This is a genomic window from Qipengyuania qiaonensis, assembly GCF_019711515.1.
Lineage (GTDB): Bacteria > Pseudomonadota > Alphaproteobacteria > Sphingomonadales > Sphingomonadaceae > Qipengyuania > Qipengyuania qiaonensis.
Map to the genome: position 1 here is coordinate 1 of NZ_JAIGNO010000006.1, position 18,800 is coordinate 18,800.

General features: G+C 59.5%; 29 protein-coding genes. 13 read left to right on the forward strand and 16 right to left on the reverse strand.

Annotated elements, in window-relative coordinates; all coding sequences use genetic code 11:
• Positions 1–197 precede the first annotated feature (197 nt).
• The gene (locus K3174_RS10380; protein WP_034959144.1) at positions 198–425 is read right to left on the reverse strand and encodes a conjugal transfer protein TraD; all 228 of its coding nucleotides are present in this window, start codon (positions 423–425) and stop codon (positions 198–200) included.
• A gap of 22 nt (positions 426–447) precedes the next feature.
• Positions 448–753, reverse strand: coding sequence for a conjugal transfer protein TraD (locus K3174_RS10385; RefSeq protein WP_221558206.1), 306 nt, complete (start codon positions 751–753; stop codon positions 448–450).
• Positions 754–926: 173 nt separating this feature from the next.
• Between K3174_RS10385 and traA the strand changes: the two genes are divergently transcribed.
• Positions 927–3,812: a Ti-type conjugative transfer relaxase TraA gene (traA, locus tag K3174_RS10390; protein WP_221558207.1), complete on the forward strand. Its 2,886-nt coding sequence runs from the start codon at positions 927–929 to the stop codon at positions 3,810–3,812.
• 10 nt (positions 3,813–3,822) lie between these two features.
• Complete coding sequence (locus K3174_RS10395; protein ID WP_221558208.1) at positions 3,823–4,581, forward strand: DUF6118 family protein; 759 nt, start codon at positions 3,823–3,825, stop codon at positions 4,579–4,581.
• A 262-nt stretch (positions 4,582–4,843) separates the two neighbouring features.
• Here K3174_RS10395 and K3174_RS16865 read toward each other — a convergent pair whose 3' ends face one another.
• Positions 4,844–5,080 (reverse strand): antitoxin Xre/MbcA/ParS toxin-binding domain-containing protein, encoded by a 237-nt coding sequence (locus K3174_RS16865; protein WP_221558209.1) that lies wholly within the window; start codon positions 5,078–5,080, stop codon positions 4,844–4,846.
• 293 nt (positions 5,081–5,373) lie between these two features.
• Here K3174_RS16865 and K3174_RS10405 point away from each other — a divergent pair, with 293 nt between their 5' ends.
• Positions 5,374–5,739, forward strand: coding sequence for a response regulator (locus K3174_RS10405; RefSeq protein ID WP_221558210.1), 366 nt, complete (start codon positions 5,374–5,376; stop codon positions 5,737–5,739).
• Here the strand turns inward: K3174_RS10405 and K3174_RS10410 are convergent.
• The 13 genes from K3174_RS10410 to K3174_RS10475 form a co-directional block, all read right to left on the reverse strand.
• Complete coding sequence (locus tag K3174_RS10410) at positions 5,728–6,795, reverse strand: PAS domain-containing sensor histidine kinase (RefSeq protein WP_221558211.1); 1,068 nt, start codon at positions 6,793–6,795, stop codon at positions 5,728–5,730. The genes K3174_RS10405 and K3174_RS10410 overlap by 12 nt on opposite strands.
• A 148-nt stretch (positions 6,796–6,943) precedes the next feature.
• Positions 6,944–7,150: a hypothetical protein gene (locus K3174_RS10415; protein ID WP_221558212.1), complete on the reverse strand. Its 207-nt coding sequence runs from the start codon at positions 7,148–7,150 to the stop codon at positions 6,944–6,946.
• Between the two features lie 77 nt (positions 7,151–7,227).
• Positions 7,228–7,437 carry a cold-shock protein gene (locus K3174_RS10420; RefSeq protein WP_221558213.1) on the reverse strand — a complete coding sequence of 70 codons (210 nt, stop codon included), beginning with the start codon at positions 7,435–7,437 and terminating at the stop codon, positions 7,228–7,230.
• 192 nt (positions 7,438–7,629) lie between these two features.
• Entirely contained in the window at positions 7,630–7,854 is a 225-nt protein-coding gene (locus K3174_RS10425) for a hypothetical protein (protein WP_221558214.1), read from the reverse strand.
• 57 nt (positions 7,855–7,911) lie between these two features.
• Complete coding sequence (locus K3174_RS10430) at positions 7,912–8,064, reverse strand: hypothetical protein (RefSeq protein WP_221558215.1); 153 nt, start codon at positions 8,062–8,064, stop codon at positions 7,912–7,914.
• 45 nt (positions 8,065–8,109) lie between these two features.
• Positions 8,110–8,376 (reverse strand): translation initiation factor IF-1, encoded by a 267-nt coding sequence (infA, locus tag K3174_RS10435; RefSeq protein ID WP_221558216.1) that lies wholly within the window; start codon positions 8,374–8,376, stop codon positions 8,110–8,112.
• Positions 8,377–8,825: 449 nt separating this feature from the next.
• Entirely contained in the window at positions 8,826–9,023 is a 198-nt protein-coding gene (locus K3174_RS10440; RefSeq protein WP_221558217.1) for a hypothetical protein, read from the reverse strand.
• A 69-nt stretch (positions 9,024–9,092) separates the two neighbouring features.
• Complete coding sequence (locus tag K3174_RS10445) at positions 9,093–9,341, reverse strand: cold-shock protein (protein WP_221558218.1); 249 nt, start codon at positions 9,339–9,341, stop codon at positions 9,093–9,095.
• On the reverse strand, positions 9,338–9,568 hold the full coding sequence (locus K3174_RS10450) for a hypothetical protein (protein ID WP_221558219.1): 231 nt from the start codon (positions 9,566–9,568) through the stop codon (positions 9,338–9,340). Before K3174_RS10450 ends, K3174_RS10445 begins: the two co-directional genes overlap by 4 nt.
• Entirely contained in the window at positions 9,565–10,164 is a 600-nt protein-coding gene (locus K3174_RS16870; RefSeq protein ID WP_345719623.1) for a DUF2061 domain-containing protein, read from the reverse strand. Before K3174_RS16870 ends, K3174_RS10450 begins: the two co-directional genes overlap by 4 nt.
• Before the next feature lie 198 nt (positions 10,165–10,362).
• Positions 10,363–10,569 (reverse strand): cold shock domain-containing protein, encoded by a 207-nt coding sequence (locus tag K3174_RS10465; RefSeq protein WP_221558220.1) that lies wholly within the window; start codon positions 10,567–10,569, stop codon positions 10,363–10,365.
• A gap of 192 nt (positions 10,570–10,761) precedes the next feature.
• Positions 10,762–11,949 (reverse strand): tyrosine-type recombinase/integrase, encoded by a 1,188-nt coding sequence (locus tag K3174_RS10470; RefSeq protein ID WP_221558221.1) that lies wholly within the window; start codon positions 11,947–11,949, stop codon positions 10,762–10,764.
• 426 nt (positions 11,950–12,375) lie between these two features.
• Positions 12,376–12,717 (reverse strand): hypothetical protein, encoded by a 342-nt coding sequence (locus tag K3174_RS10475; protein ID WP_221558222.1) that lies wholly within the window; start codon positions 12,715–12,717, stop codon positions 12,376–12,378.
• A 323-nt stretch (positions 12,718–13,040) separates the two neighbouring features.
• Between K3174_RS10475 and K3174_RS10480 the strand changes: the two genes are divergently transcribed.
• The 10 genes from K3174_RS10480 (at position 13,041) to K3174_RS10520 (ending at position 18,761) form a co-directional block, all read left to right on the forward strand.
• Positions 13,041–13,613, forward strand: coding sequence for a recombinase family protein (locus tag K3174_RS10480; protein ID WP_221558223.1), 573 nt, complete (start codon positions 13,041–13,043; stop codon positions 13,611–13,613).
• Between the two features lie 165 nt (positions 13,614–13,778).
• Positions 13,779–14,060, forward strand: coding sequence for a hypothetical protein (locus K3174_RS10485; RefSeq protein WP_221558224.1), 282 nt, complete (start codon positions 13,779–13,781; stop codon positions 14,058–14,060).
• A 2-nt stretch (positions 14,061–14,062) separates the two neighbouring features.
• Positions 14,063–14,347, forward strand: a complete 285-nt coding sequence (locus tag K3174_RS16875; RefSeq protein WP_247712085.1) for a helix-turn-helix domain-containing protein — start codon at positions 14,063–14,065, stop codon at positions 14,345–14,347.
• Positions 14,348–14,421: 74 nt separating this feature from the next.
• Complete coding sequence (locus tag K3174_RS10490; protein ID WP_345719624.1) at positions 14,422–15,216, forward strand: tyrosine-type recombinase/integrase; 795 nt, start codon at positions 14,422–14,424, stop codon at positions 15,214–15,216.
• Positions 15,217–15,725: 509 nt separating this feature from the next.
• Positions 15,726–16,001: a hypothetical protein gene (locus K3174_RS10495; protein WP_221558226.1), complete on the forward strand. Its 276-nt coding sequence runs from the start codon at positions 15,726–15,728 to the stop codon at positions 15,999–16,001.
• 27 nt (positions 16,002–16,028) lie between these two features.
• The gene (locus tag K3174_RS10500) at positions 16,029–16,946 is read left to right on the forward strand and encodes a hypothetical protein (RefSeq protein WP_221558227.1); all 918 of its coding nucleotides are present in this window, start codon (positions 16,029–16,031) and stop codon (positions 16,944–16,946) included.
• A 12-nt stretch (positions 16,947–16,958) separates the two neighbouring features.
• A complete protein-coding gene (locus tag K3174_RS10505) occupies positions 16,959–17,249 on the forward strand; it encodes a hypothetical protein (RefSeq protein ID WP_221558228.1) in 291 nt (96 codons plus the stop codon).
• Positions 17,250–17,259: 10 nt separating this feature from the next.
• The gene (locus tag K3174_RS10510; protein ID WP_221558229.1) at positions 17,260–17,673 is read left to right on the forward strand and encodes a hypothetical protein; all 414 of its coding nucleotides are present in this window, start codon (positions 17,260–17,262) and stop codon (positions 17,671–17,673) included.
• Between the two features lie 66 nt (positions 17,674–17,739).
• Complete coding sequence (locus K3174_RS10515; RefSeq protein WP_221558230.1) at positions 17,740–18,249, forward strand: hypothetical protein; 510 nt, start codon at positions 17,740–17,742, stop codon at positions 18,247–18,249.
• Positions 18,246–18,761, forward strand: a complete 516-nt coding sequence (locus K3174_RS10520; protein ID WP_221558231.1) for a hypothetical protein — start codon at positions 18,246–18,248, stop codon at positions 18,759–18,761. The genes K3174_RS10515 and K3174_RS10520 overlap by 4 nt, the downstream gene beginning before the upstream one ends.
• Positions 18,762–18,800: the final 39 nt, after the last annotated feature.

Here is an 18,800-nt window from a genome sequence, read left to right on the forward strand (position 1 = left end):
TCACCGCGTGAGGCCCGCGGGTTCGGGCACCGTCGACTTTCCGACGCCTCGCGGCGTCCGAAACTCTAAACGAAAGCAGTCAGTCTGCTTTTTTGGGTGCCATGACGACGAAAGCCGACATTCGGCTAACAAGGCGCAAAGCTGACGCGAGCAATCGACACCAATTTGCAGAGACTGGAGCCGCTCTCCATTGCCGATCAGCCTGATTGCTCCGCCTCAAATGCCCGCTTGCCCTTGCGCCGAAACAGCACCAGCGCCTGCGCACCATCCGGCCCGCGCAGCTTAGCCGCGACGGTGAGAAACGCGCCGTAGAGCGCGGCGCGATCATCGTCGGTCAGTTCGACCAGATCGGCCTTGGCGACCAGGCCGCCCAGCTCGATCAGCTGCCGGGTCCGTTCGCGTCGTTTGACCTGCCATTCGCGCATGTCGGTTCGTGCCTTTGCCGCCTCAAGCCGATGGCGCGCCGCCACCTGTCGGAAGAGTGCCTTCCGGCTGCTGGCGAGATCCGCTCCCAGTGTCGCGTGACTTACTCTGAAAGAAAGCTGCGCCGCGCTTGCGCCAGCCCTCCCCGGTCGCCTTGTCAGTGTTGGCAGCCGCGTCGAGCAGCACGCCAGCCAGGACTTCGGCATCGAGCGCGTCGGCTCCGGTTGCCAGGACCAGCGCGCCGAGGTCGCGCACCCGGCGTTCCTTCAATTGCTTGGCCTTGTCGGCCAGGGCCTTCAGTTCCGAATCAAAATCGCGGGGTTTGCGCATGGGACATCTCCATATTTGGTGTGATGGAGCCATGATAATCGTGCTTGTAATCCAATGCAGTAGGGTCGCCGGGACAGTGTGATACCGCCTAGTCCCGATCAGGATTTTATCATGAGAGGGCGCGCTTATACGTCGTGCCGACGTGGCGTTTGCGGTGTAACTGGATTGCCGAAATGGCAATCTTTCACTTCAGCGCAAAGGTCATCGGAAGGTCGAGCGGACGCAGTGCCGTTGCGGCAGCGGCCTATCGTGCGGGCGAGCAGCTGCACGACGAACGGATTGACAGAACCCATGATTTCACCAACAAGGCGGGCGTCCTTCATTCCGAAGTGATGCTGCCCAAAGGCGCACCTGAAGCCTTCGCCGATCGCGCCACGCTGTGGAACGCGGTCGAAGCCGCCGAGAAGCGCAAGGATGCCCAGCTCGCCCGCGAGGTCGAGTTCGCTCTGCCGCGCGAGATGTCGAAGAAAAACAACATCAGGCTGGCGCGCGAGTTTGTGAAGGCCGAGTTCGTCGAGAAAGGCATGATCGCCGATCTCAATGTCCATTGGGATATTGGCGAGGACGGCAAGGCCAAGCCCCATGCGCATGTCATGCTGACCATGCGCGAGGTTACGAAAGACGGCTTTGGCGCGAAGGTGCGCGACTGGAACAGGACCGCGCTGATCGAGCAATGGCGCGAACGCTGGGCCGATCATGTCAACCGCGCGCTGGCGGAACGCGACATCGATGCGCGGATCGATCATCGCAGCCTGGAAGCGCAGGGGATTGCGCTGGAACCACAGGACAAGATCGGTCCTGCTGCATCGCGCATCGGCGGGCGCGGACTGGAAGCCGAGCGGATCGAGGAGCACCGCGCCATTGCCCAGCGCAATGGCGAGCGGATCATCGCCAATCCGGAGCTGGCGCTCGAGGCGATTACGCACCAGCAGGCGACCTTCACCAAGCGCGATCTTGCTGCCTTCGTTCACCGACACAGCGACGGGAAGGAGCAGTTTGACGCTGCCTTCAACGCGGTGCGCGCATCACCCGATTTAATCTCCTTGGGCAAAGATGGACGCGGGCAGGACCGCTTCACTTCGCGGGCAATGATCGAGACCGAACAGCGGCTGAATCGCGCCGCCGATGCAATTGCCGCGCGCACCAAACACAGCGTCAATGATGTCCAGCGAAACGCCGCATTCGCCAGCGCGGCGAAACGCGGCCTGGTCCTGTCCGGCGAACAGAAATCCGCCTTCGAGCATGTGACCAAGAGCAGGGGACTTACTGTAGTCGTCGGCTATGCCGGGACCGGCAAAAGCGCGATGCTCGGCGTTGCACGCGAGGCATGGGAAAGCGCGGGCTACACTGTGCGCGGCGCAGCCCTGTCCGGGATTGCTGCCGAGGGGCTGGAGAACGGCTCCGGCATCGCGTCACGCACCATTGCCAGCCTTGAACACCAATGGGGCAAGGGACGCGAGCATCTCACTGCCAGGGATGTGCTGGTCATCGACGAGGCGGGCATGGTTGGCACGCGCCAGATGGAGCGCGTGATGTCCCATGCCGCCAAGGCCGGTGCGAAGCTTGTCCTGGTTGGCGACCAGCAGCAGCTCCAGGCCATCGAGGCGGGCGCGGCGTTCCGGGCGATCCAAGAGCGCCACGGCGGTGTCGAAATCACCGAGGTTCGCCGCCAGCTTTCCGCATGGCAACAGGACGCGACCAGGCAGCTCGCCACAGGCCGAACCGACGATGCGATCCGCACTTACGAAGAACGCGGCATGGTCCATGCCGCCGACACACGCGAGGCTGCGCGCGCCGCCCTGATCGAGCGGTGGGAGCAGGAGCGGCAAGGAAGCTTTGGCGACAGTCAGATCATCCTCACTCACACCAATGACGAAGTCCGCGAGCTGAACCAGATGGCGCGCGAGAAGATGCGCGACGCTGGCGCGCTAGGTGGCGAAGCCACTATCAAGGCGGCACGCGGCGAGCGGCAATTTGCATCGGGCGACCGCATCATTTTCCTGCGCAACGAGCGCGGGCTAGGGGTGAAGAACGGGACACTCGGCACGGTCGCGATGGCCAGCGCGCAAAGCATGGCGGTGCGCACCGACGATGGCCGCGAAGTCGCGTTCGAGACCAAGGATTATGCCCACATCGATCATGGCTACGCCGCCACGATCCACAAGGCGCAAGGCATGACGGTGGATCGAACGCATGTGCTCGCCACGCCGGGCATGGACAGCCATTCCGCCTATGTTGCCATGTCGCGCCACCGCGAGCGGCTGGCGCTTCATTATGGGCGCGACGACTTTGCCGACCAGTCGAAGCTGGTTCGCACGCTGAGCCGCGAGCGCAGGAAGGATATGGCGGGCGACTACCAGCCCGAACAGGCTTTCGCCGAACTTCGCGGCATCAGCTTCCGCGAGCGGATCATCGAGATGGTTCGGCAGGTGCCGGAACGCGCCAAATCCATCTTCGGGAACTTCCGTCCGCAGGCCCGCCAGCTTGAGCCGATGCCAGTGCAGGCGAACACTCAGAACGAGCAGCGTCGTGCGATCGAACGCTACGCCCGCGCGCTTGGCGATATCGGCACCATGCAGGCCCAGGGCCTGCCCGTCCTACCGCACCAGAATGCCGCGCTGGAGAAGGCCGAAAAGGCGCTCGACGCGATCCGCCCCCATGCCGCCACCGACCTTGCCAAGGCGATGGAGCGGCGTCCTGAGCTGATTGCAGAGGCCGCTGGCGGGCGCAGCCAAGAAGCCATGCGTGCCATGAGCCAAGAGGCCGCCGTGCGCACCGATCCGGCGCTGCGCTCCGAGCGCTTTGTCAGTGACTGGCAGGGCCTCAGCACGGCGCGCAAGCAGCTTGAACAGCAGGGCGACCGTGCGGGCGCCGCCCGCGTGTCAGCCAAGCTGACCGAGCTGGCAAAAGGGCTTGAACGCGATCCGCAGGTCGAAGGCCTGCTACGCGGCAAGACGCGCGAACTCGGCATCGATCCGAATCCCGAACGCAGTATCGCCAATGAACTCACCGCAACCCTGACCCGCGAGCGCACCCGCGCTTTCGACATGGGCATTTAGGAGAACCGACATGGAAGACGACCACATCGAAGAAGTGCAACTGGACCTCGATGTCGAGGAACCGCCCGCCCCGGAGCCAGAACCGGAAGGCGTGACAGAAACCGATCCGGCAACAGAAGCCTTCGCTCGCCTCGAAGGCGAAATGGCGATGGTACGCCATACGGTCCAGAACATGGCCAGGGAGCGAGCCGACATCGTGATCCCGGATTACACGACTACGCTCGGCCAGATGGCCGATCAGTTGGCGCAAGTCTCGAAGACGTTGAGCACAATCGGCAGCAAGCCTGCCATTGAGCTGACGCCGGAAGACATCGCGGTTCAGATCAAGCGCGCCTCGCTCGACATTCTACGCGACGCCAGCGACCTGTTCCGGCAAGGCCGCTGGGACTTCGACAGCGCCACCGCGCAGCTCAATGCGATGGTGGGACGTGTCCGCGCCGAGGCCGAGCAAGAGCGCCAGACCTGGCGCTTTGCGAGCGTGGGGCTCGTTGCTGGTATCCTGCTATGGTCGATCCTTCCCGGCACCATCGCCCGCGCCTTGCCCGAAAGCTGGCACTGGCCAGAATGGATGGCGGTCAAGGCCATGGGCGAGCCGACTATCGTGGAGACCGGAATACGATTGATCCGATCGCAAAATCCTGCGGCGTGGGAGGAATTGGCTGCGGCGCAGCGCATCCTCAGCGCAAACCGCGAAACCATCGACCATTGCAAAGAACGGGTGCGGAAACTGCAAAGACGTGCCAGTTGTACAATACAAGTGTCACCTTGAAAAAGGGAAAGCAGTCCATTTCAGTTGGGCACCGAGTCAAGTCAGCGCTCCATCATAGTGCAACTCGGTAGGCTTCGTGCACTGTCACACGTTCGAAGCAGATAGGCGGAAACGCCAGAAGGCAGAACCTGATAGCTTGGACAAAAAAGACCCCCGCTCCCGTTGAGGAGCGGAGGTCCTGAAGTCGAGGTTGGCACCGCAAAAGCGCGATGCGTCCCTTCGGGTCGCCTGGTTGCAGGTCTTGCTGCATTCTGCTGCGTGACTACTCCTTGATAGGAACAGCTTTTGGATACTGGATTTCAGCGAGCGCGCCTTCGACAAGGGCGCGCCCCGCTTCGCTTTCGATGACGAGGTCGATCGGCCGTCCCCCCAATTCGTCATGTGGCGCGTTCATGAAGGAAATCGCAGCCTCTCGCCCAAGAACAAGCATTGCCAATCGCGTGGCGTCGCCCTGACGGCGCGCGGCGGCAGGCGTGAGGCGCACCGCCGATTTGCGCACCGACCTCAAAAGACGGCTTTCGCTATGTGTCCGGATGGGGCGTATTGGAATTCACGTCAGTCTCCTCGTCCAAAGCGGGAGCCCAACGTGTCTCTCAGTCGCAGGACGCCAAGTGGTACTGATTGCGATGCGGCTACACCTAGCAGCTTGGCGCGATCATGTCTTGCAAATAAATTCCTTGTGTCATTCCAGGTGCCGCCGCCAATTGCTTATGGATCGATAGGCCCGAGTATGCGTTAGATAAATTGTCGTTCCAGAGTGCGGAGGGACTGTCCCGAGAGGATTACGTCCCAATGCCGGTTTCCCCCGCGACGGTCCTTGTCGTCGAAGACGAATTTCTCATTCGAATGGACGTCGTCGATCAATTACAGACAGAGGGTTTTCAGACGCTCGAAGCCGGGACAGGTCAGGAAGCGCTTCATGCAATGGAGGGCGACGGGCAGGTCGATATCGTCTTCACGGATGTAGACATGCCCGGCAATGTCAACGGTATCGTTCTTGCCCATGAGGTGCAGGAGAAATGGCCATCGGTCGGCATTATCGTGACTTCGGGACAGGCCGTTATCAGTTTAGACGCTCTGCCTTGCGGAGCCTGTTTCTTTGCGAAACCCTATAAGATGAAAGCTATTTTCGCGACCATTAAAGAGCTACTCGCTTAGCGTAGCGTTCGCGGGAAGCTTGAAACGAAAAGTGGTTTCGCCATCGACGGATTGGACATCGAGCCGACCACCGTGAGCTCGAGCGATCTGGTCACAGATAAACAATCCGAGACCGAGACCTTCCTGCGAGGGCGACGCCTGCTCGCGAACGAAGGGTTCGAATAGATTCTCGATCACTGCATCGGTCATCGTCTCGCCGCGATTTCGTACGGAAATCGTAAGTGCTTCACGATCGCTTTGCGCATCCAGCTCCACCATCCCGCCTTCTTCTCCATGAACGACTGCGTTGGCGACGAGGTTCGAGCAAAGCTGGCAAATGCGGCCCACGTCGCAGGCGATGTCCTGACTCAGATCGACCCGCGCGGCAATATTAAGGCGCGGATGAACGGCCCGAATTTCCTCCACAGTCGCTTCCAGCGCCGGTGCAAGATCCGAACCGTCCGAAATTTCCAGCGACAATCCACTGCCCAACCGCGTGCGGGCAAAGTCCATGAGGTCTTCGATCAGGCCGGACATGCGGTCTATGGTGCGTTGGCTTGCATCGATCACATCTTGGCCGCGCTCGGTCAGCGCTGGTTCCTTGGAAAGTAACCGGAAGCCAGCTAGAAGCGACGCTAGCGGGTTGCGCAGATCGTGGCCCAGGACCGCGATAAACTGCTCGCGAAGTCGGGCCTCTTCCTTGCTGTCCGCCAATGCGGTTTTGTTTTCTACATTCTGCGTGATGTCGCGCGCACTACAATAGAACTTCCCGCCCTCCGGAACGCAATTCCAGGAAAGCCAGCGAAAGCCCCCGTCCTTGTGACGGTAGCGGTTGACGAATTGGAGGATTGGCTTGCCTCGCTGAATGTCGGCAAAGGCTTCTTGCGTTCGGGCGATATCTTCGGGATGAATAAAATCGAAAAAGGGCCGGCTTTCGATTTCCTGCGCCGTCCACCCAAGCGTCGCGAACCACGCCGGATTGGTTGCTTCGAACAAAGCGTTGGCGCCAAGTACGCCGAGCATATCCGGCGTTACCTTCCAGGTCAGTCCATACCGTTCCTGCGTATCATTGCCCATCAACCGTCTCGCTCAATAGACACACAAGGTCAGGCTTCCCTCAAAACCCCGCGGTTCGATCGCTTGATCTTTCTGGATAGGAGTCAGGATCAGGCTGGGCACATCAAGGTAGTTCTAGCGCTGTGCGGAGGGCATCGAAAAATGTCATCTATAATGGCCAGCCGTGAGGCTTCGCTTCTTTCTCTCGCCTTGCTTTCTCCCGATCGGCCTCGACCTTCCGGGCGTGATCGGCCAATTGCAACCATATAGCCTCCGAGCGCAAGGCCCGCAGACGAACGTTTTCCAACGTAGCTTCAGCGGCCTCAGCTTTGGCTTCAACCGCGCGAGCAGCGTAGAATTTGTAGCCTTGGCTCATTCAATCCTCCGAGGGATTTGTCTATGCCGCGCGCCGCGGTGGGATCTGTAACCACGGCGCGCGACTGCGTCGTTGGATTAGTCGGCGGCGCTGAGATTGACTGCGCTCGCCTTACCGTTACGCCCGGTTTCCACGTCGTAATTGAGGCGCTGTTCCTTTTCGAGCGTCGTCATACCCGCTGCCTGGACGGCAGAAATATGCACGAAGCTGTCGGCGGAGCCATCATCTGGCTGGATGAAGCCATAGCCCTTATCGCCATTGAAAAATTTTACCGTACCGATAGTCATTTCGCTTCCTTTCAAGAAACGGATTGGGCCGGCCCGCGAAATTGCGGGCCGGGTTCGTGCGTCAAGTCGTCAATTGAAAGGAGGTCGTCGTCTTGAAGGCACGAAAAGCGGAATGATCCGATTTCCGTGCCAATCGTCGATACCCGTCGAAATTCAACGAGAGCAGAGTCCATATTGCACGTCTCCGTGCAACTAGATAGTCGGTTCGGGCCTTGTCCGTGAAACGGTGGCAGCTGTGAATTGCGCCTTGCTCCATGCACAGGCCGCCGCCGCACCCAAGCCGTGCTGAAAGTCGCTTATCCGCCCGGCTATTCGGGAGGCATTTGCCAGTGTTGCGAGCCGGTCGTCATCGTTTGCGGCAACATCGGCACTCATAAGCGCGCGTTGGTGCGCGGCATATTCGAGGTTCAAGTCCATGTCAGTTCTCCGGCGTAGGCGGGAATGCCGGGGCATGGCCGCTGGGTGAATTACGTGTCAGTCGACCATGGTCGCGACCAAGCGTCGCAATTCGAGGGTCGGGATCATGGCGGCAATCGGCAGATTTCCGTTTCTCGCCAGCGAGTGTGATGCGCCATAGCGCGGCGATAGTATGTCACGCGGCGTCGCGCGTGCAGTGCTGTTGTTCATTTGTCTTGTATCCGGCAGGTCCATCCTGCCGCCTTTGTAAAAGTGTCAGCGCCTGTATCCGCGCTTGCGAGCACCGGCAGGTCCCTGCCCAAGTGTTCGTTCGCGGAAGACGATCCGACCCTTGGTCAGATCGTACGGCGTCAGTTCGACATGTACGCGGTCTCCGACGACCGATCGGATACGGTAGCGGCGCATTTTGCCCGCTGTGTAGCAGATCAGGCGATGCTCATTATCGAGGGTGACGCCGAAGCGGCCATCTGGCAGGATCTCGTTGATCTCACCCTCCATCGTAATAAGCTCTTCCTTCGCCAATCAATCATCCCCGCGTACGAAAAATCACCCGCGCGGACGGATTCCGCTGCGGAGCCAGGTTAGATGAAATGGAAGTGGCGCCGATCTCGCGCCGAAACGCTAAATGCAGCAATCAAATTCTGTCGCAAACGACGTAAGGCAATTTCAATATAGCGCCCTGTAAAAAAAATTACAAGGCACTCGGCTCATACGAAATAGTTTATTTTGCCTTGGGTTTTGGGATCGTAGCTTCCTAGGTTGCAGAGTCGGCGCCTGACTGTCTTCGATGCTCGGCCATCGCATCGTCAAGGTTTGTGTAGCTGTATTTCCCTACCCGGTAGTGAGTTACGCTAACGGCCAAGATGCCTTCGGGCAGTGATCCCTCACGCGAACTCAAGGAACCGCCTTCGCTTTCACATTGACGCGTTGCGGGTGTACCCGGGGCGGGTTCTGCATCGTTATCGTTCATGTTAGCGGTCGCTCCCTCTAGGATGTTCATCGTCATACCAATCGGTCATATGCCTACCCGCTCTGCTCTGTGCCGCTCTGATCCGTTTCGCGTAATAGGCGACGAGATCGAAATAGGTTTCGCGCTCTTCCGCCGAGCTTGGCCGCGCGACATTTGCCTTCGCCAGCTCGTGATTGCGGATCAATTGGTCGAGGGTCATGACGAAACGGCTCCTCTGGCGCTTAAGGGCTAGAAGGCCGGCGCAAATCGACGCCGACCTTCCAAGGTGCTAACCCTGTTGGGCGCGAGCCTGCTCCTGCTGCGTGTCACCCTGCTGCTGCTGGAGATTCACCGCGCGCATGTCCTGGCCATCGACCTGATTGGTCTCGTAGCCATAGCGATCGCCGATCTTCGGCACCTGGGATTCCTGTTGCAGATCCGACTTTCCGAATGGGAGAACATTGCCGCCCTTTTCAGGACTGATCGTGCCAGCACCCTTGCCACTGTCGTAGCTCTTGATCTTGCCGAAATGTGTCATGAGAAACTTCCTTCAACTTCGCGCAGGCCATCATCAGCGATCGCTTGTGCGCGCGCTAAGAGGCGAAAAAGAAAGAAGGGAAGGCCAAAACTGCCGGCCTTCAGGACCGTCGATCGCGACTGGTAGCTGTTAGAGAGATGGGGAGGACGCTGCCTGAAACAAGAGCCCCGGAAAAACAAACTTGCCGCAATCGGAAAATTCGCCCGAACCATTTCGGGTCCGGTCATATGCTTTGATTGCCTGGCGTTTTTGCGATGCCCCATGAAACGCGCGACCAGGCTCGCTCGTGGATAAAATACAAAACGAGCTTGGTGACTATTTCGAGACCACCGATCGACACTGCAGTTGCAACATTTCCCGTGTAGAACCACGCCAGTGCAAAAGTGTCGAGTGAGGCGATTATTCGCCAGGTTGCGGTCTTTACGCCACTGCGGCGGTTGGTTTCACGCTTGCGATCGCCGCGCGTCGCAAGCCCCCACTGCATGCCTCCCCAGACCCGTTCGTGAACGAAATACAAGACCATCTTGGTCACAACCTCGGTGATCGCGATATAGCTTGCAGTCTCCAAGGCCTCGTCTGCTTCCAAACGAAACCCAACAAGCGGACCTAGAAAGGTAATCAGAAGATAGGATAGGATAAGGGTGTCCAGCGTCCCAACCGCTCGCCAGGAGACCGCTTTGGTAGCCGACCGCCAAACCGAGACCTTCTGCGAGCGGCGCGGCGCCGCCTTTGGGTTTTCCGGTCCAAAGGCAGGCGGTTCAGGGTGATCCGGAACGGCCTCGCCAAGTCTTCTGGCAAGCTCTGCTGACAGTTTCTGCTTCACGGAAGGAACCACCAGAAGAGCGCAGCCAGACATCCGAGCGGGAAAAGCACCAAGAAGTAATTCGGCCCGTCAGAACGCTTCGAACTCATCGGGAGAAAAATCGTAAACTCGGCCTGCCGTCGGACCTAGCTGCTTGTGCAATCTCGGACGACTGGCGCAGCGCGCAACGCCCCAAGACAACTTGTCGGAGAAGGCGCATCAAGCTTTCTGCAGCCTGACGGCCTGAGGTTCGCCGAGCCGATCGTTTTCGATTTCGTAGCGGACGCGGGTTTCCTCCTTCGGGGTCTCACCTGCCACCCGCATCTCGCTCTTGCGGAAGGGGATCGGATCGTCACCATCTTCCGGCCGAATGAAGCCGGTGCCCGTATTCTCGTTGTAATGCTTGATGTGGCCGAAATTCGCCATGACTGCGTCCTTCCCATTCTGCGCAGCGCATCCGGACGATCGCTGACGTGGCTAAGAGGCGGAAAGAAGGGGATCAGCATCCTTGATGTGAATGCCTAGGACCGTCGGTTGCGACTGGTAGCTAGTCCAAAATGGTGCTTGTCGTGCGGCAATACAATGCCTGGTATCTTATTGACGGACCGCGAAGGCATCCTACGCTGCTGCAACACCAGAACAATAGTCTCCCCACGCTTCCATCAGCTTGACTCGTGCGCCCGGATTGTCCGGCGTACCGAGATAGGTCGTGCGACGATATGCGGCCTGCACCGCATCGGGCGTCTTATGCGCCAGCGCCGCTTCAACCACCGCATTCGGGAAGCCTTCGTTAGCGGCCCAGTCGGTAAAGCTAGAGCGGAAACCGTGGACGTGGAAAGGCTCCTGCATGTCGCGCATAACCTTCAGCAGCGTCATGTTGGACATGGCCTTACCGGTCATGCCGGGAAAGACCACTTCTGCTCCCTCAAGCCGCATTGCATCCGCCTTCGTAAGGACCCTCAAAGCCGGTTCTGAAAGCGGCACGATGTGCGCCCTGCTCCGCTTCATGTGTTCGGCTGGGATTGTCCACAGGCGCTGATCCAGATCGAATTCGTCCCACTTCGCGAGCCGAACCTCCTGCGAGCGAACGCCAGTCAGAATGAGGAGGTCGAGAGCGAGACGGGAGTAGGATGGCTTGCGGCGCAGCGCGGTCAGGAATGAAGGAACGGCGACGTATGGCATCGCTTTGCGGTTTGCCGGTTTCTTGACCTGTCGAGGCAGCCCTCGCCCCGCTTTCAGGCTGCTATTGCCCGATGGAGCTTCGGTAGAGCGCCACCCCTTTGCGTGGGAGTAGTCGAGCACGGCGCAAATGCGGTTGCGAACCTGACGGGCCGTTTCGGGGATTTCCTGCCAGATCGGCGTGAGGACCGAGATGATGTCGGCAGCGGTGATCCCGCCGGTCGTCATATCGCCCAGCGTCGGGAACGCGTAATTCTCAAGACTGGCAAGCCACTGGCGACCGTAGACATCGCTCTTCCAGCCTGCCTCGTTTTCGGAGTGATATTGGATGGCGGCTTCGCGGAAGGTGACCTTGGCGGCCTCCTCGTCCTTGCGCTCTGTCAGCACATCGCGCTTCTCGACCTTTACGGCCTTCCGCAGTTCCGCCGCCTTGGCGCGCGCTTCAGCCAGCGTGACCAGCTTCGGACTACCCAGTCCGATATCCTGACGCTTCCCGTCGCGCTGGATTCGCAGGAGCCAATAAGCTCCTCCTCTTTTGTCGACTCTGAGGACCAATCCGTCGCCATCCTGATAGGTACCCGGATTCGCCAAAGCGGCCTTGACCGCAACCGCCGTGAGTTTGCCCATCGGTTACTCCCACATCTTTGCCGCCATTGCGGGAGAACCCAAGTGTGGGAGGAAGCCACTTTACCCCCACACCTCTCCCACACTACGCTCCGGCTGCAAGCAAACAGAAGCGGTCGAGTGCGGACAATGTAGAGCAGAATACCCTTGGTTTTCTGCGATTTCTAGAGCTTTTTGGGGATGATGCGAGAAAGGGCGGTGGTGGACAGGGCTGGATTATCAGCCACATGCAAGAAAACACGTTAAATCAGTAGCTTGCCGAAAGGATGCTATGCCCGTCGTGATACCCCGTTGTAGCACTAAGAGCAAGGTTAGAAACACAAACCGGGATTAGAACTAAGGTTCGACCTAGGAGTACGGCATTCGGCGCGATAAGTTCGTAGTGCCTATTTTCCGCGATCTGCCGACAGTCTGAAATAGGCAAGCCTGTCAGTAAGGCCAGTGAGCGAACCATAGCCAAAGGGTCATGCCCAAAGTCAGCACATCAAGCACCGGCTCCACCGCAAAGAAGAACGCGAACCTGGGTGGATTGGCCAACATACCCCCTAGGAACCCCGCTCCTAGAATAATCGGCAGGGCATAATACCAGTCGAGCGAAGAAAATCCCCAGAGGATCAGGACCCAGAAGCACAGCCCCGCTAGAAATCCGATCACGTCGCGGACGGCATTCACTTGATTAAGCGGGCGATGAACATGACCGCGCATCGCTAAGAGCGTGACGCGCCCCACGAGAGCCGATGTGAGCATCGCTAATCCGAAAATGATTTCCATGGCTTAAGTCCCCCTTTCTCATCACCATAACGCGGGGCGAATGTTGGGCAATCACCGGGCTGCAATGTTTCCCCGACCTGAAATTGGTGTGCTGACGAGAGGGCAGACCTCCGACCATATATAAGGGCGCTTCCCCCCGTACCCCCTGCCCAGCCCGCATGGGAAAATACAGCAACTCGCCCTCTCCAACCCTGTTCTTTATGAGTATACCCTAGCAGGACGTCCTATGTGGCTGCATATTCTGTCCGATTAGGGTTGACTTCTGAATTATCGGACGTATTTATCCCAACATCTAGACCCTAATAGGACAAGGAGCCTGTCTCATGGTTGATGTTGGTTACGCCCGCGTGTCGAGCGTCGGGCAATCGCTGGACCTGCAAGAGGATGCCCTCACGCAAGCCGGGTGCAGCAAGATATTCAAAGAGAAGAAAAGCGGGAGGCGGGCAGCAGATCGAGAGGAACTCAATGCCGCCCTGGACTACGTCCGGGAGGGCGACACGCTGGTAGTCACCCGGTTGGACCGCTTGGCGCGCTCGGTAATCGACCTACATAAGCTGGTGGAGACACTGACGGCAAAGGGCGTCGGCTTCCGTGTCCTCCAGCAATCGGGGATCGACACCACCAGTTCCACCGGCAAGCTCACTCTAGGCATTCTCGCAGCCGTGGCGGAGTTTGAGGCCGACATTCGGGCAGAGCGACAACGGGACGGCATAGCAGCAGCGAAGGCCAAGGGCGTCTATAGGGGGAGGAAACCCAGCGTGGACCCTGCCGAGGTCAAGCGCCTGCTTGCAGAGGGCACCCGCCCGGTAGACGTGGCAAAGCAACTAGGGTGCGCCCGTTCAACGGTGTACCGGCTCGCAGCCGAAGAAAACGAGGGCACGGCACTAGAAGCGTGATAACCCTGTATTACTCCCGCACTTGATACATGGTGCAAGTTTACATGCCACCCTAATAGTGTGGAAATACCCTGCAACAAATTGTAGCACCTAACTTTGATTTATTCTTGCTAGGACGCCCGGTTCAATTAAACGGGGTGCTATCACTAGCACGGAGAAACGACAATGCCGCAAGCATTCAATAACACTCGCCACGCCGACCTCGTGAACCTCATTGCGACCTATCTTGAGGACAGTGGCCGCTCCGCTCGCTGGTTCGGCCTTAGGATCGCCAAGGACGCCCGTTTGGTTCCTCACCTAGCGCGCGGACAGGAATTTCCTTCCAGCGTCCTTGTAGCCGCCTGTGAGCATATCCTCGCGTTCTACCAGCGGGAGGCTCTATCGGAGGTAGCGTTTGCCGATCAGGTTATTCGACCGGCGCGCCTGCCCATGCCACTAGCGGCCTGACCATGGCGAAGCCCTACACTCCCGCCTCCCTAGCCGACCGCTGGGGCTGCTCGACCACCCTCATTTATGACCTGCTGAACAGCAAGCAGCTTCCCGGCTTCAAGCTGGGCAAGCTGTGGCGCATCAAGGCAGATGCCGTGGAGGCTTACGAATGCAACCCGACTACACCCTTGGACGGCTTACCCGACGACGCCGCGACGGCTCCACCTACTGGTCCTTCTGTATCGTCTGGCGGGACAGCGATGGACGCCGCCGCCGCTGCTCGCTTGGCACGACTGATAAAGTAACTGCCGACGCATTGGCCCGACAGGTTTGGGCCAGCCTCTCCGCAGAACGTCCGCTAGATACCGTAGGCGACATTGTGGAAGCCTACCTCGACAGCCTGAATGGCGAGCGACAGGAGCGCCGCAAGCGCGAGGCGTGGGCAGCAGCGAAGCCCTACTGGGGCAGGCTCAAGCCCGCTACCATCGACGAGGCGGTATCCCTCGCCTACCCAGCGTGGCGCAAGCGAGCGGCCAACACGATACGACAGGAGCTATCCCTTGTCCGCACTGCCCTTAACTGGGCGGCGGCGGGGAAGCGCCTGGACGATGTGCCCAAGATCACCCTGCCGCCCATGCAAGAGACAAGCGTGGGCCATCTGTCCAAGGATGAGTTCCGGCGTCTGCTGGACGGCTGCGAGCGTCCCCATGTGAAGCTGTTCGCCATGCTCGGCGTGACCACCGGGGGCCGCAAGTCTGCCTTGCTGCAAGCCAAGTGGGATCAGGTCGATTTCCAACGGGGGCTATTCAACCTTAACCCGGAGGGCCGCAAGCAGAACAGCAAGCACCGGGCCACCGTGCCACTGAACGACCTGATTTTGAATGCTTTACGCGAGGCCAAGCAAGCGGCCCTGACTGACTATGTGATAGAGCATAACGGGAAGCCGCTGCTCGACATCAAGAAAGGGTTCGCCGCCGCTGCCAAGCGGGCGAACTTGAAGGCTCATCCGCACATGCTCCGGCACAGCGCCGCAGTGTGGATGGCGGAGGACCGGGTGCCAATGGCAGAGATTGCCAGCTTCCTTGGCCACAGGGACATAAGCGTCACCGCGCGGGTGTATGCCCGGTTCAACCCGGATTATCTCCGGGGCGCTGCCGAGAGCCTTTGCTGGTAGGAAATAGCCTGCAACACTAGATCATCGACCATGATTGACCACACGGGGGGCTGGCTGCTAGCTGGCCCTCGCTTTGCGTTAAAGGCAGAGCGGTTTCTGGCACCATCGCCAGCGGAGCGGCCCCGTAGCGCCGCAGACGGGTAGCCCACAGGGCACCCCGAGGCAGAGCGGCAGGACTGCTCGCCCACATCTCCCCCGCTCTTTCCCATTGTGAACCGTCTATCATCTTGCTCCGCTTCCGGCGTGGGCGAGATGGAAATTGAATTGATACCGTCATAACTAAGCAGCCGGTTTCTTAGGTTTCCGGTTGCCGTCCCGCCTCGGCTTTCCTTTCAGGTTGTCCTTGTCGAGCGTCCGCATGTGGTAGTGCGGCGTGGGATACTTGCCGCCCCTCCTGTGCGCCTAATGTCGTCGCCGGGAGGGGCTGCCCTTTGGACAACCGCCGTGCCCCGCGAGCAAGCGGGACGACTACCTTGTTATTTGTAAATTGAAACACAAAGGAGACCACAGTGTCCCAACCGGATTACGCTGCCGACAGGCACGCTTTGGCCGTCATTACCGACCGCCTAAGCGATCCTAGGGTAGCCGATTTCTTTGCCCATAATGCCCACCGCAAGGCAGCCACCCGCGCCCTGCTTGATCTTCTCGGTGTGCCGCTGCCCTCATGGGCACAGCGCAACGCTGGTGGCCGTGCCGCTGTTACCAAAGCAGCCATGACACGCTTCCGCCAGGACAACCCAGATTTGAACCTGCCGCGTGGCTATGTTCCCCCGAAAGAACGCTAGCCCCCGGCCTTTAATCCCAAGGGGACCATGACCTTAAGCCCCGCACTGGTGCCGCAAGGCATCAGCCACTCACCAGACCTGTCGGCCATGCCGAAAGCTGACAGGATAAAACACCATATCCGGCAACTACGCACCATCGCGCTGCATCAAGGGATTGATGGGGTGAAAGCCTACAAGGCCGAAAACCCGGAAGCGGCGTCTCTCCGCATTCAGTCCTCGCCAACCATTTATGATCCCAAGCCACCGGGCTACCCCGATGCACTGGCATCGCTGGTCGCAGGATGGTTTGCCAGCGATACTGCCCTTCGGTCCACCAACCGCGACGACGTGGCGCGGCTGAACACCCGCCTTGGCACTGATCGCTTCGACCCAGACAGGCACTTTAGCAAGCCGCTGTCGAAATCGGTACTCAATCGTATTGAGGCAGTTTTCGTGGCCAATGGTGTGCAGTTTGATCGAGCCGCCTGCTCAACCATGGGCAAGGTTCGTCGGGCCGCCATGCAAGCCAAATCAGGCGGCCAAGCTACCGCGACCCCGCAGGCGATTAGTCGGCAGGGGGCAACCGTAACAATCGGGCAAGCCTCATTCCCGGTTGAGCACCATGGCGGCCATTACTGCATACGTGTGGCTGTAGCTGGCAAGCGAGTTCGGGTGCGCTTGGACGCATTGGCCGAAGTGATTTCTTTGGCTGGCTTTCAAAGCGGTGCTGGGGTCCCTGATACTCCTATACGAAGTATAGTTGGGGACTCGGCCCAAAACGGATTGGCCGATACAATTCCCCCGGGAACTCGGCCCAAAACTGAAAAGCCCCCAAGACAGTCCCCCGAGGACTTGGCCCAAGACGAGCCGCCGCTCTCCCTATCGGATCGCATCCGTCGCCTACCGAGGGCAAACCCGCGCGGGCCTGCCATCCCTGATGGCCAAGACCCGCTCGCCCTAATTTAAGACAAGGACAACATGACATACCTACCAAGCTCGCCGGAAATCGGCGGGCCGAAACTCGCTGCCTATCTGGCAGACCCGCGCAGACGCTCGGTGTTCGACAATATCCGATCCCGGCTAGGCCCGGTCGGCAGGGTTGATGACCTCGCGCGCCACTACATCGTAAGCGACGACTACCGGCAACGGGTTTTCCGGCAAATCCTCCTGGCCTGCTGCTGCCGCGTTCCCCCTTGGGCACGAATGACAGACGAAGCCGCCGAGTTGAACCGGGCATTCGTGGAAGCATACGAGGCCGACCGTGCTTGAGGTTCCGCCAATGCCCGCTGGCCCCATGGAAACCATAGAGCGATCGATCACGCCACAGCTCGCGATGGCCATGGCCGAACTGGAGAAAAAGGCCCGTGCGCCCAAGCGTGTCCGCAAGGCCCCTGCCAGAAAGCGCAACAGGGCTGCCCCGGCTGCACCGCCACCGCCGATGTATGACCAGCATGTAAAGCTGGCCAAGCTCCTCATGAGCTATCAGCAGATGATGGTGAGGCTTGGCCATGATGCCGTGCGGCTCTCATTCTTCGCACAGCCGGGGAACCCGCCGATCAAAGAGGTTTGCTCGTGCGACCGCTGCCACCCGCCTGCCAGACCGCCGTACCGGCCCGCCCCATGGGACCCCAGTACGCCGCAAGCGACAAGCATGGGAGAGGGGTACAGCAAGCCCGGTATCCGCAGGGCGTGACCTCTGCACTCTACGACCTGAAATCTATGCGCCGACCCGCGCACAACCCCGACAAGGACCACAACAATGACTAATGAAATGAACAACCTCTTGAAGCAGCTCCAAGCTGCACAAACCGATGCAACCCTATTCGAACGCTTACAGGCCGCCCCCGCACTCGCGGCTAGGCTCGCAGTTGAATATGACCAGTTGGCCGAAGCTACAGAAAGGGAAGAAAACGAGCGCCGTGTGGCAGAAGTAGAGGCGGAATATGCCAAGATTTGCAACCTCGCAGTGAGCGTCCGCAGCGGTAACTCAATGGGCGATCCCGGCCTTTTGGGTCGCGGCTACGACATCACTTGGACAACCCCCGGATACGACAGTCAAGGCGAACCCGAACCCCGCAACATGAGGTGCGATGCATTCATCACGCTTTATGAACAGCACCCCTATGTCTTCGATTATCTGCGGTATGAAGCACCCCATCTGATCCCTGCCGACATCATGGCGTTGGCACCGGGCAACCCCTCTGCTGCTTTCAACGAATATTTCATCAGCCGGAAGCGCGGTTACTGCCGTGGGCCGGTGGCAGCATGAACTGCCGCGACCGCGCCAAAGTGAAGGCTGCCCTGGCTGAACTGCGACAGCTTGGCCATGATCCCTCGCAGGTGACAAATATCGCTGGGGCGATGATCCGTAATGGCACCCCCGCCCGAAAGGCTTACGAGACGGCGTTCAATAAGCTGGTCGAGCGCCAGCCTTCGCTTCATGCCACCATGCAGCGGATTGGCCAATTCTTCGAAGCCGCCGACCTCTCAATGGTCGCCAGATCAAATGTGGCCTTAGACAAGTATATTGCGACCGGGGACACTGCCGCGCTCAAGCCTGTTGCCGAGATGGCTGTCCAGCATTTGCAGACAATGGCAGTCAAGACTGGAGACGCTGGCTTCGCCGATGGGCTGCCGGACATGCCTGCCCCTACCGAGAGCAAAGGCCGAACCCAGATTGATCGGCCAAGCCGCCCCGGATGGGGTGAGATAGGGTTCCAACCGGGAGCGAACACACGACCGGCTGCGGAGGCCCCCGCACAATCCAATCAAGCCGAATAGCAATATGGGGCCGGGGTAACTCCCGGCCCTCCTCATAAG

Excerpts from the sequence above, each read along its gene's own strand:
- K3174_RS10395 (WP_221558208.1), top strand. The coding sequence starts at position 3,823 with ATGGAAGACGACCACATCGAAGAAGTGCAACTGGACCTCGATGTCGAG.
- K3174_RS10500 (WP_221558227.1), top strand. The coding sequence starts at position 16,029 with ATGACCTTAAGCCCCGCACTGGTGCCGCAAGGCATCAGCCACTCACCA.
- K3174_RS10480 (WP_221558223.1), top strand. The coding sequence starts at position 13,041 with ATGGTTGATGTTGGTTACGCCCGCGTGTCGAGCGTCGGGCAATCGCTG.
- K3174_RS10520 (WP_221558231.1), top strand. The coding sequence starts at position 18,246 with ATGAACTGCCGCGACCGCGCCAAAGTGAAGGCTGCCCTGGCTGAACTG.
- K3174_RS10505 (WP_221558228.1), top strand. The coding sequence starts at position 16,959 with ATGACATACCTACCAAGCTCGCCGGAAATCGGCGGGCCGAAACTCGCT.
- K3174_RS10515 (WP_221558230.1), top strand. The coding sequence starts at position 17,740 with ATGACTAATGAAATGAACAACCTCTTGAAGCAGCTCCAAGCTGCACAA.
- K3174_RS10510 (WP_221558229.1), top strand. The coding sequence starts at position 17,260 with ATGCCCGCTGGCCCCATGGAAACCATAGAGCGATCGATCACGCCACAG.
- K3174_RS10450 (WP_221558219.1), bottom strand. The coding sequence starts at position 9,568 with ATGACCGGACCCGAAATGGTTCGGGCGAATTTTCCGATTGCGGCAAGT.
- K3174_RS16875 (WP_247712085.1), top strand. The coding sequence starts at position 14,063 with ATGGCGAAGCCCTACACTCCCGCCTCCCTAGCCGACCGCTGGGGCTGC.
- K3174_RS10475 (WP_221558222.1), bottom strand. The coding sequence starts at position 12,717 with ATGGAAATCATTTTCGGATTAGCGATGCTCACATCGGCTCTCGTGGGG.
- K3174_RS10430 (WP_221558215.1), bottom strand. The coding sequence starts at position 8,064 with ATGAACAACAGCACTGCACGCGCGACGCCGCGTGACATACTATCGCCG.
- K3174_RS10465 (WP_221558220.1), bottom strand. The coding sequence starts at position 10,569 with ATGGCGAATTTCGGCCACATCAAGCATTACAACGAGAATACGGGCACC.
- K3174_RS10485 (WP_221558224.1), top strand. The coding sequence starts at position 13,779 with ATGCCGCAAGCATTCAATAACACTCGCCACGCCGACCTCGTGAACCTC.
- K3174_RS10440 (WP_221558217.1), bottom strand. The coding sequence starts at position 9,023 with ATGACCCTCGACCAATTGATCCGCAATCACGAGCTGGCGAAGGCAAAT.
- K3174_RS10410 (WP_221558211.1), bottom strand. The coding sequence starts at position 6,795 with ATGGGCAATGATACGCAGGAACGGTATGGACTGACCTGGAAGGTAACG.
- K3174_RS10380 (WP_034959144.1), bottom strand. The coding sequence starts at position 425 with ATGCGCGAATGGCAGGTCAAACGACGCGAACGGACCCGGCAGCTGATC.
- traA (WP_221558207.1), top strand. The coding sequence starts at position 927 with ATGGCAATCTTTCACTTCAGCGCAAAGGTCATCGGAAGGTCGAGCGGA.
- K3174_RS10385 (WP_221558206.1), bottom strand. The coding sequence starts at position 753 with ATGCGCAAACCCCGCGATTTTGATTCGGAACTGAAGGCCCTGGCCGAC.
- K3174_RS10425 (WP_221558214.1), bottom strand. The coding sequence starts at position 7,854 with ATGGACTTGAACCTCGAATATGCCGCGCACCAACGCGCGCTTATGAGT.
- K3174_RS10445 (WP_221558218.1), bottom strand. The coding sequence starts at position 9,341 with ATGACACATTTCGGCAAGATCAAGAGCTACGACAGTGGCAAGGGTGCT.
- K3174_RS10470 (WP_221558221.1), bottom strand. The coding sequence starts at position 11,949 with ATGGGCAAACTCACGGCGGTTGCGGTCAAGGCCGCTTTGGCGAATCCG.
- K3174_RS10405 (WP_221558210.1), top strand. The coding sequence starts at position 5,374 with ATGCCGGTTTCCCCCGCGACGGTCCTTGTCGTCGAAGACGAATTTCTC.
- K3174_RS10415 (WP_221558212.1), bottom strand. The coding sequence starts at position 7,150 with ATGAGCCAAGGCTACAAATTCTACGCTGCTCGCGCGGTTGAAGCCAAA.
- K3174_RS10420 (WP_221558213.1), bottom strand. The coding sequence starts at position 7,437 with ATGACTATCGGTACGGTAAAATTTTTCAATGGCGATAAGGGCTATGGC.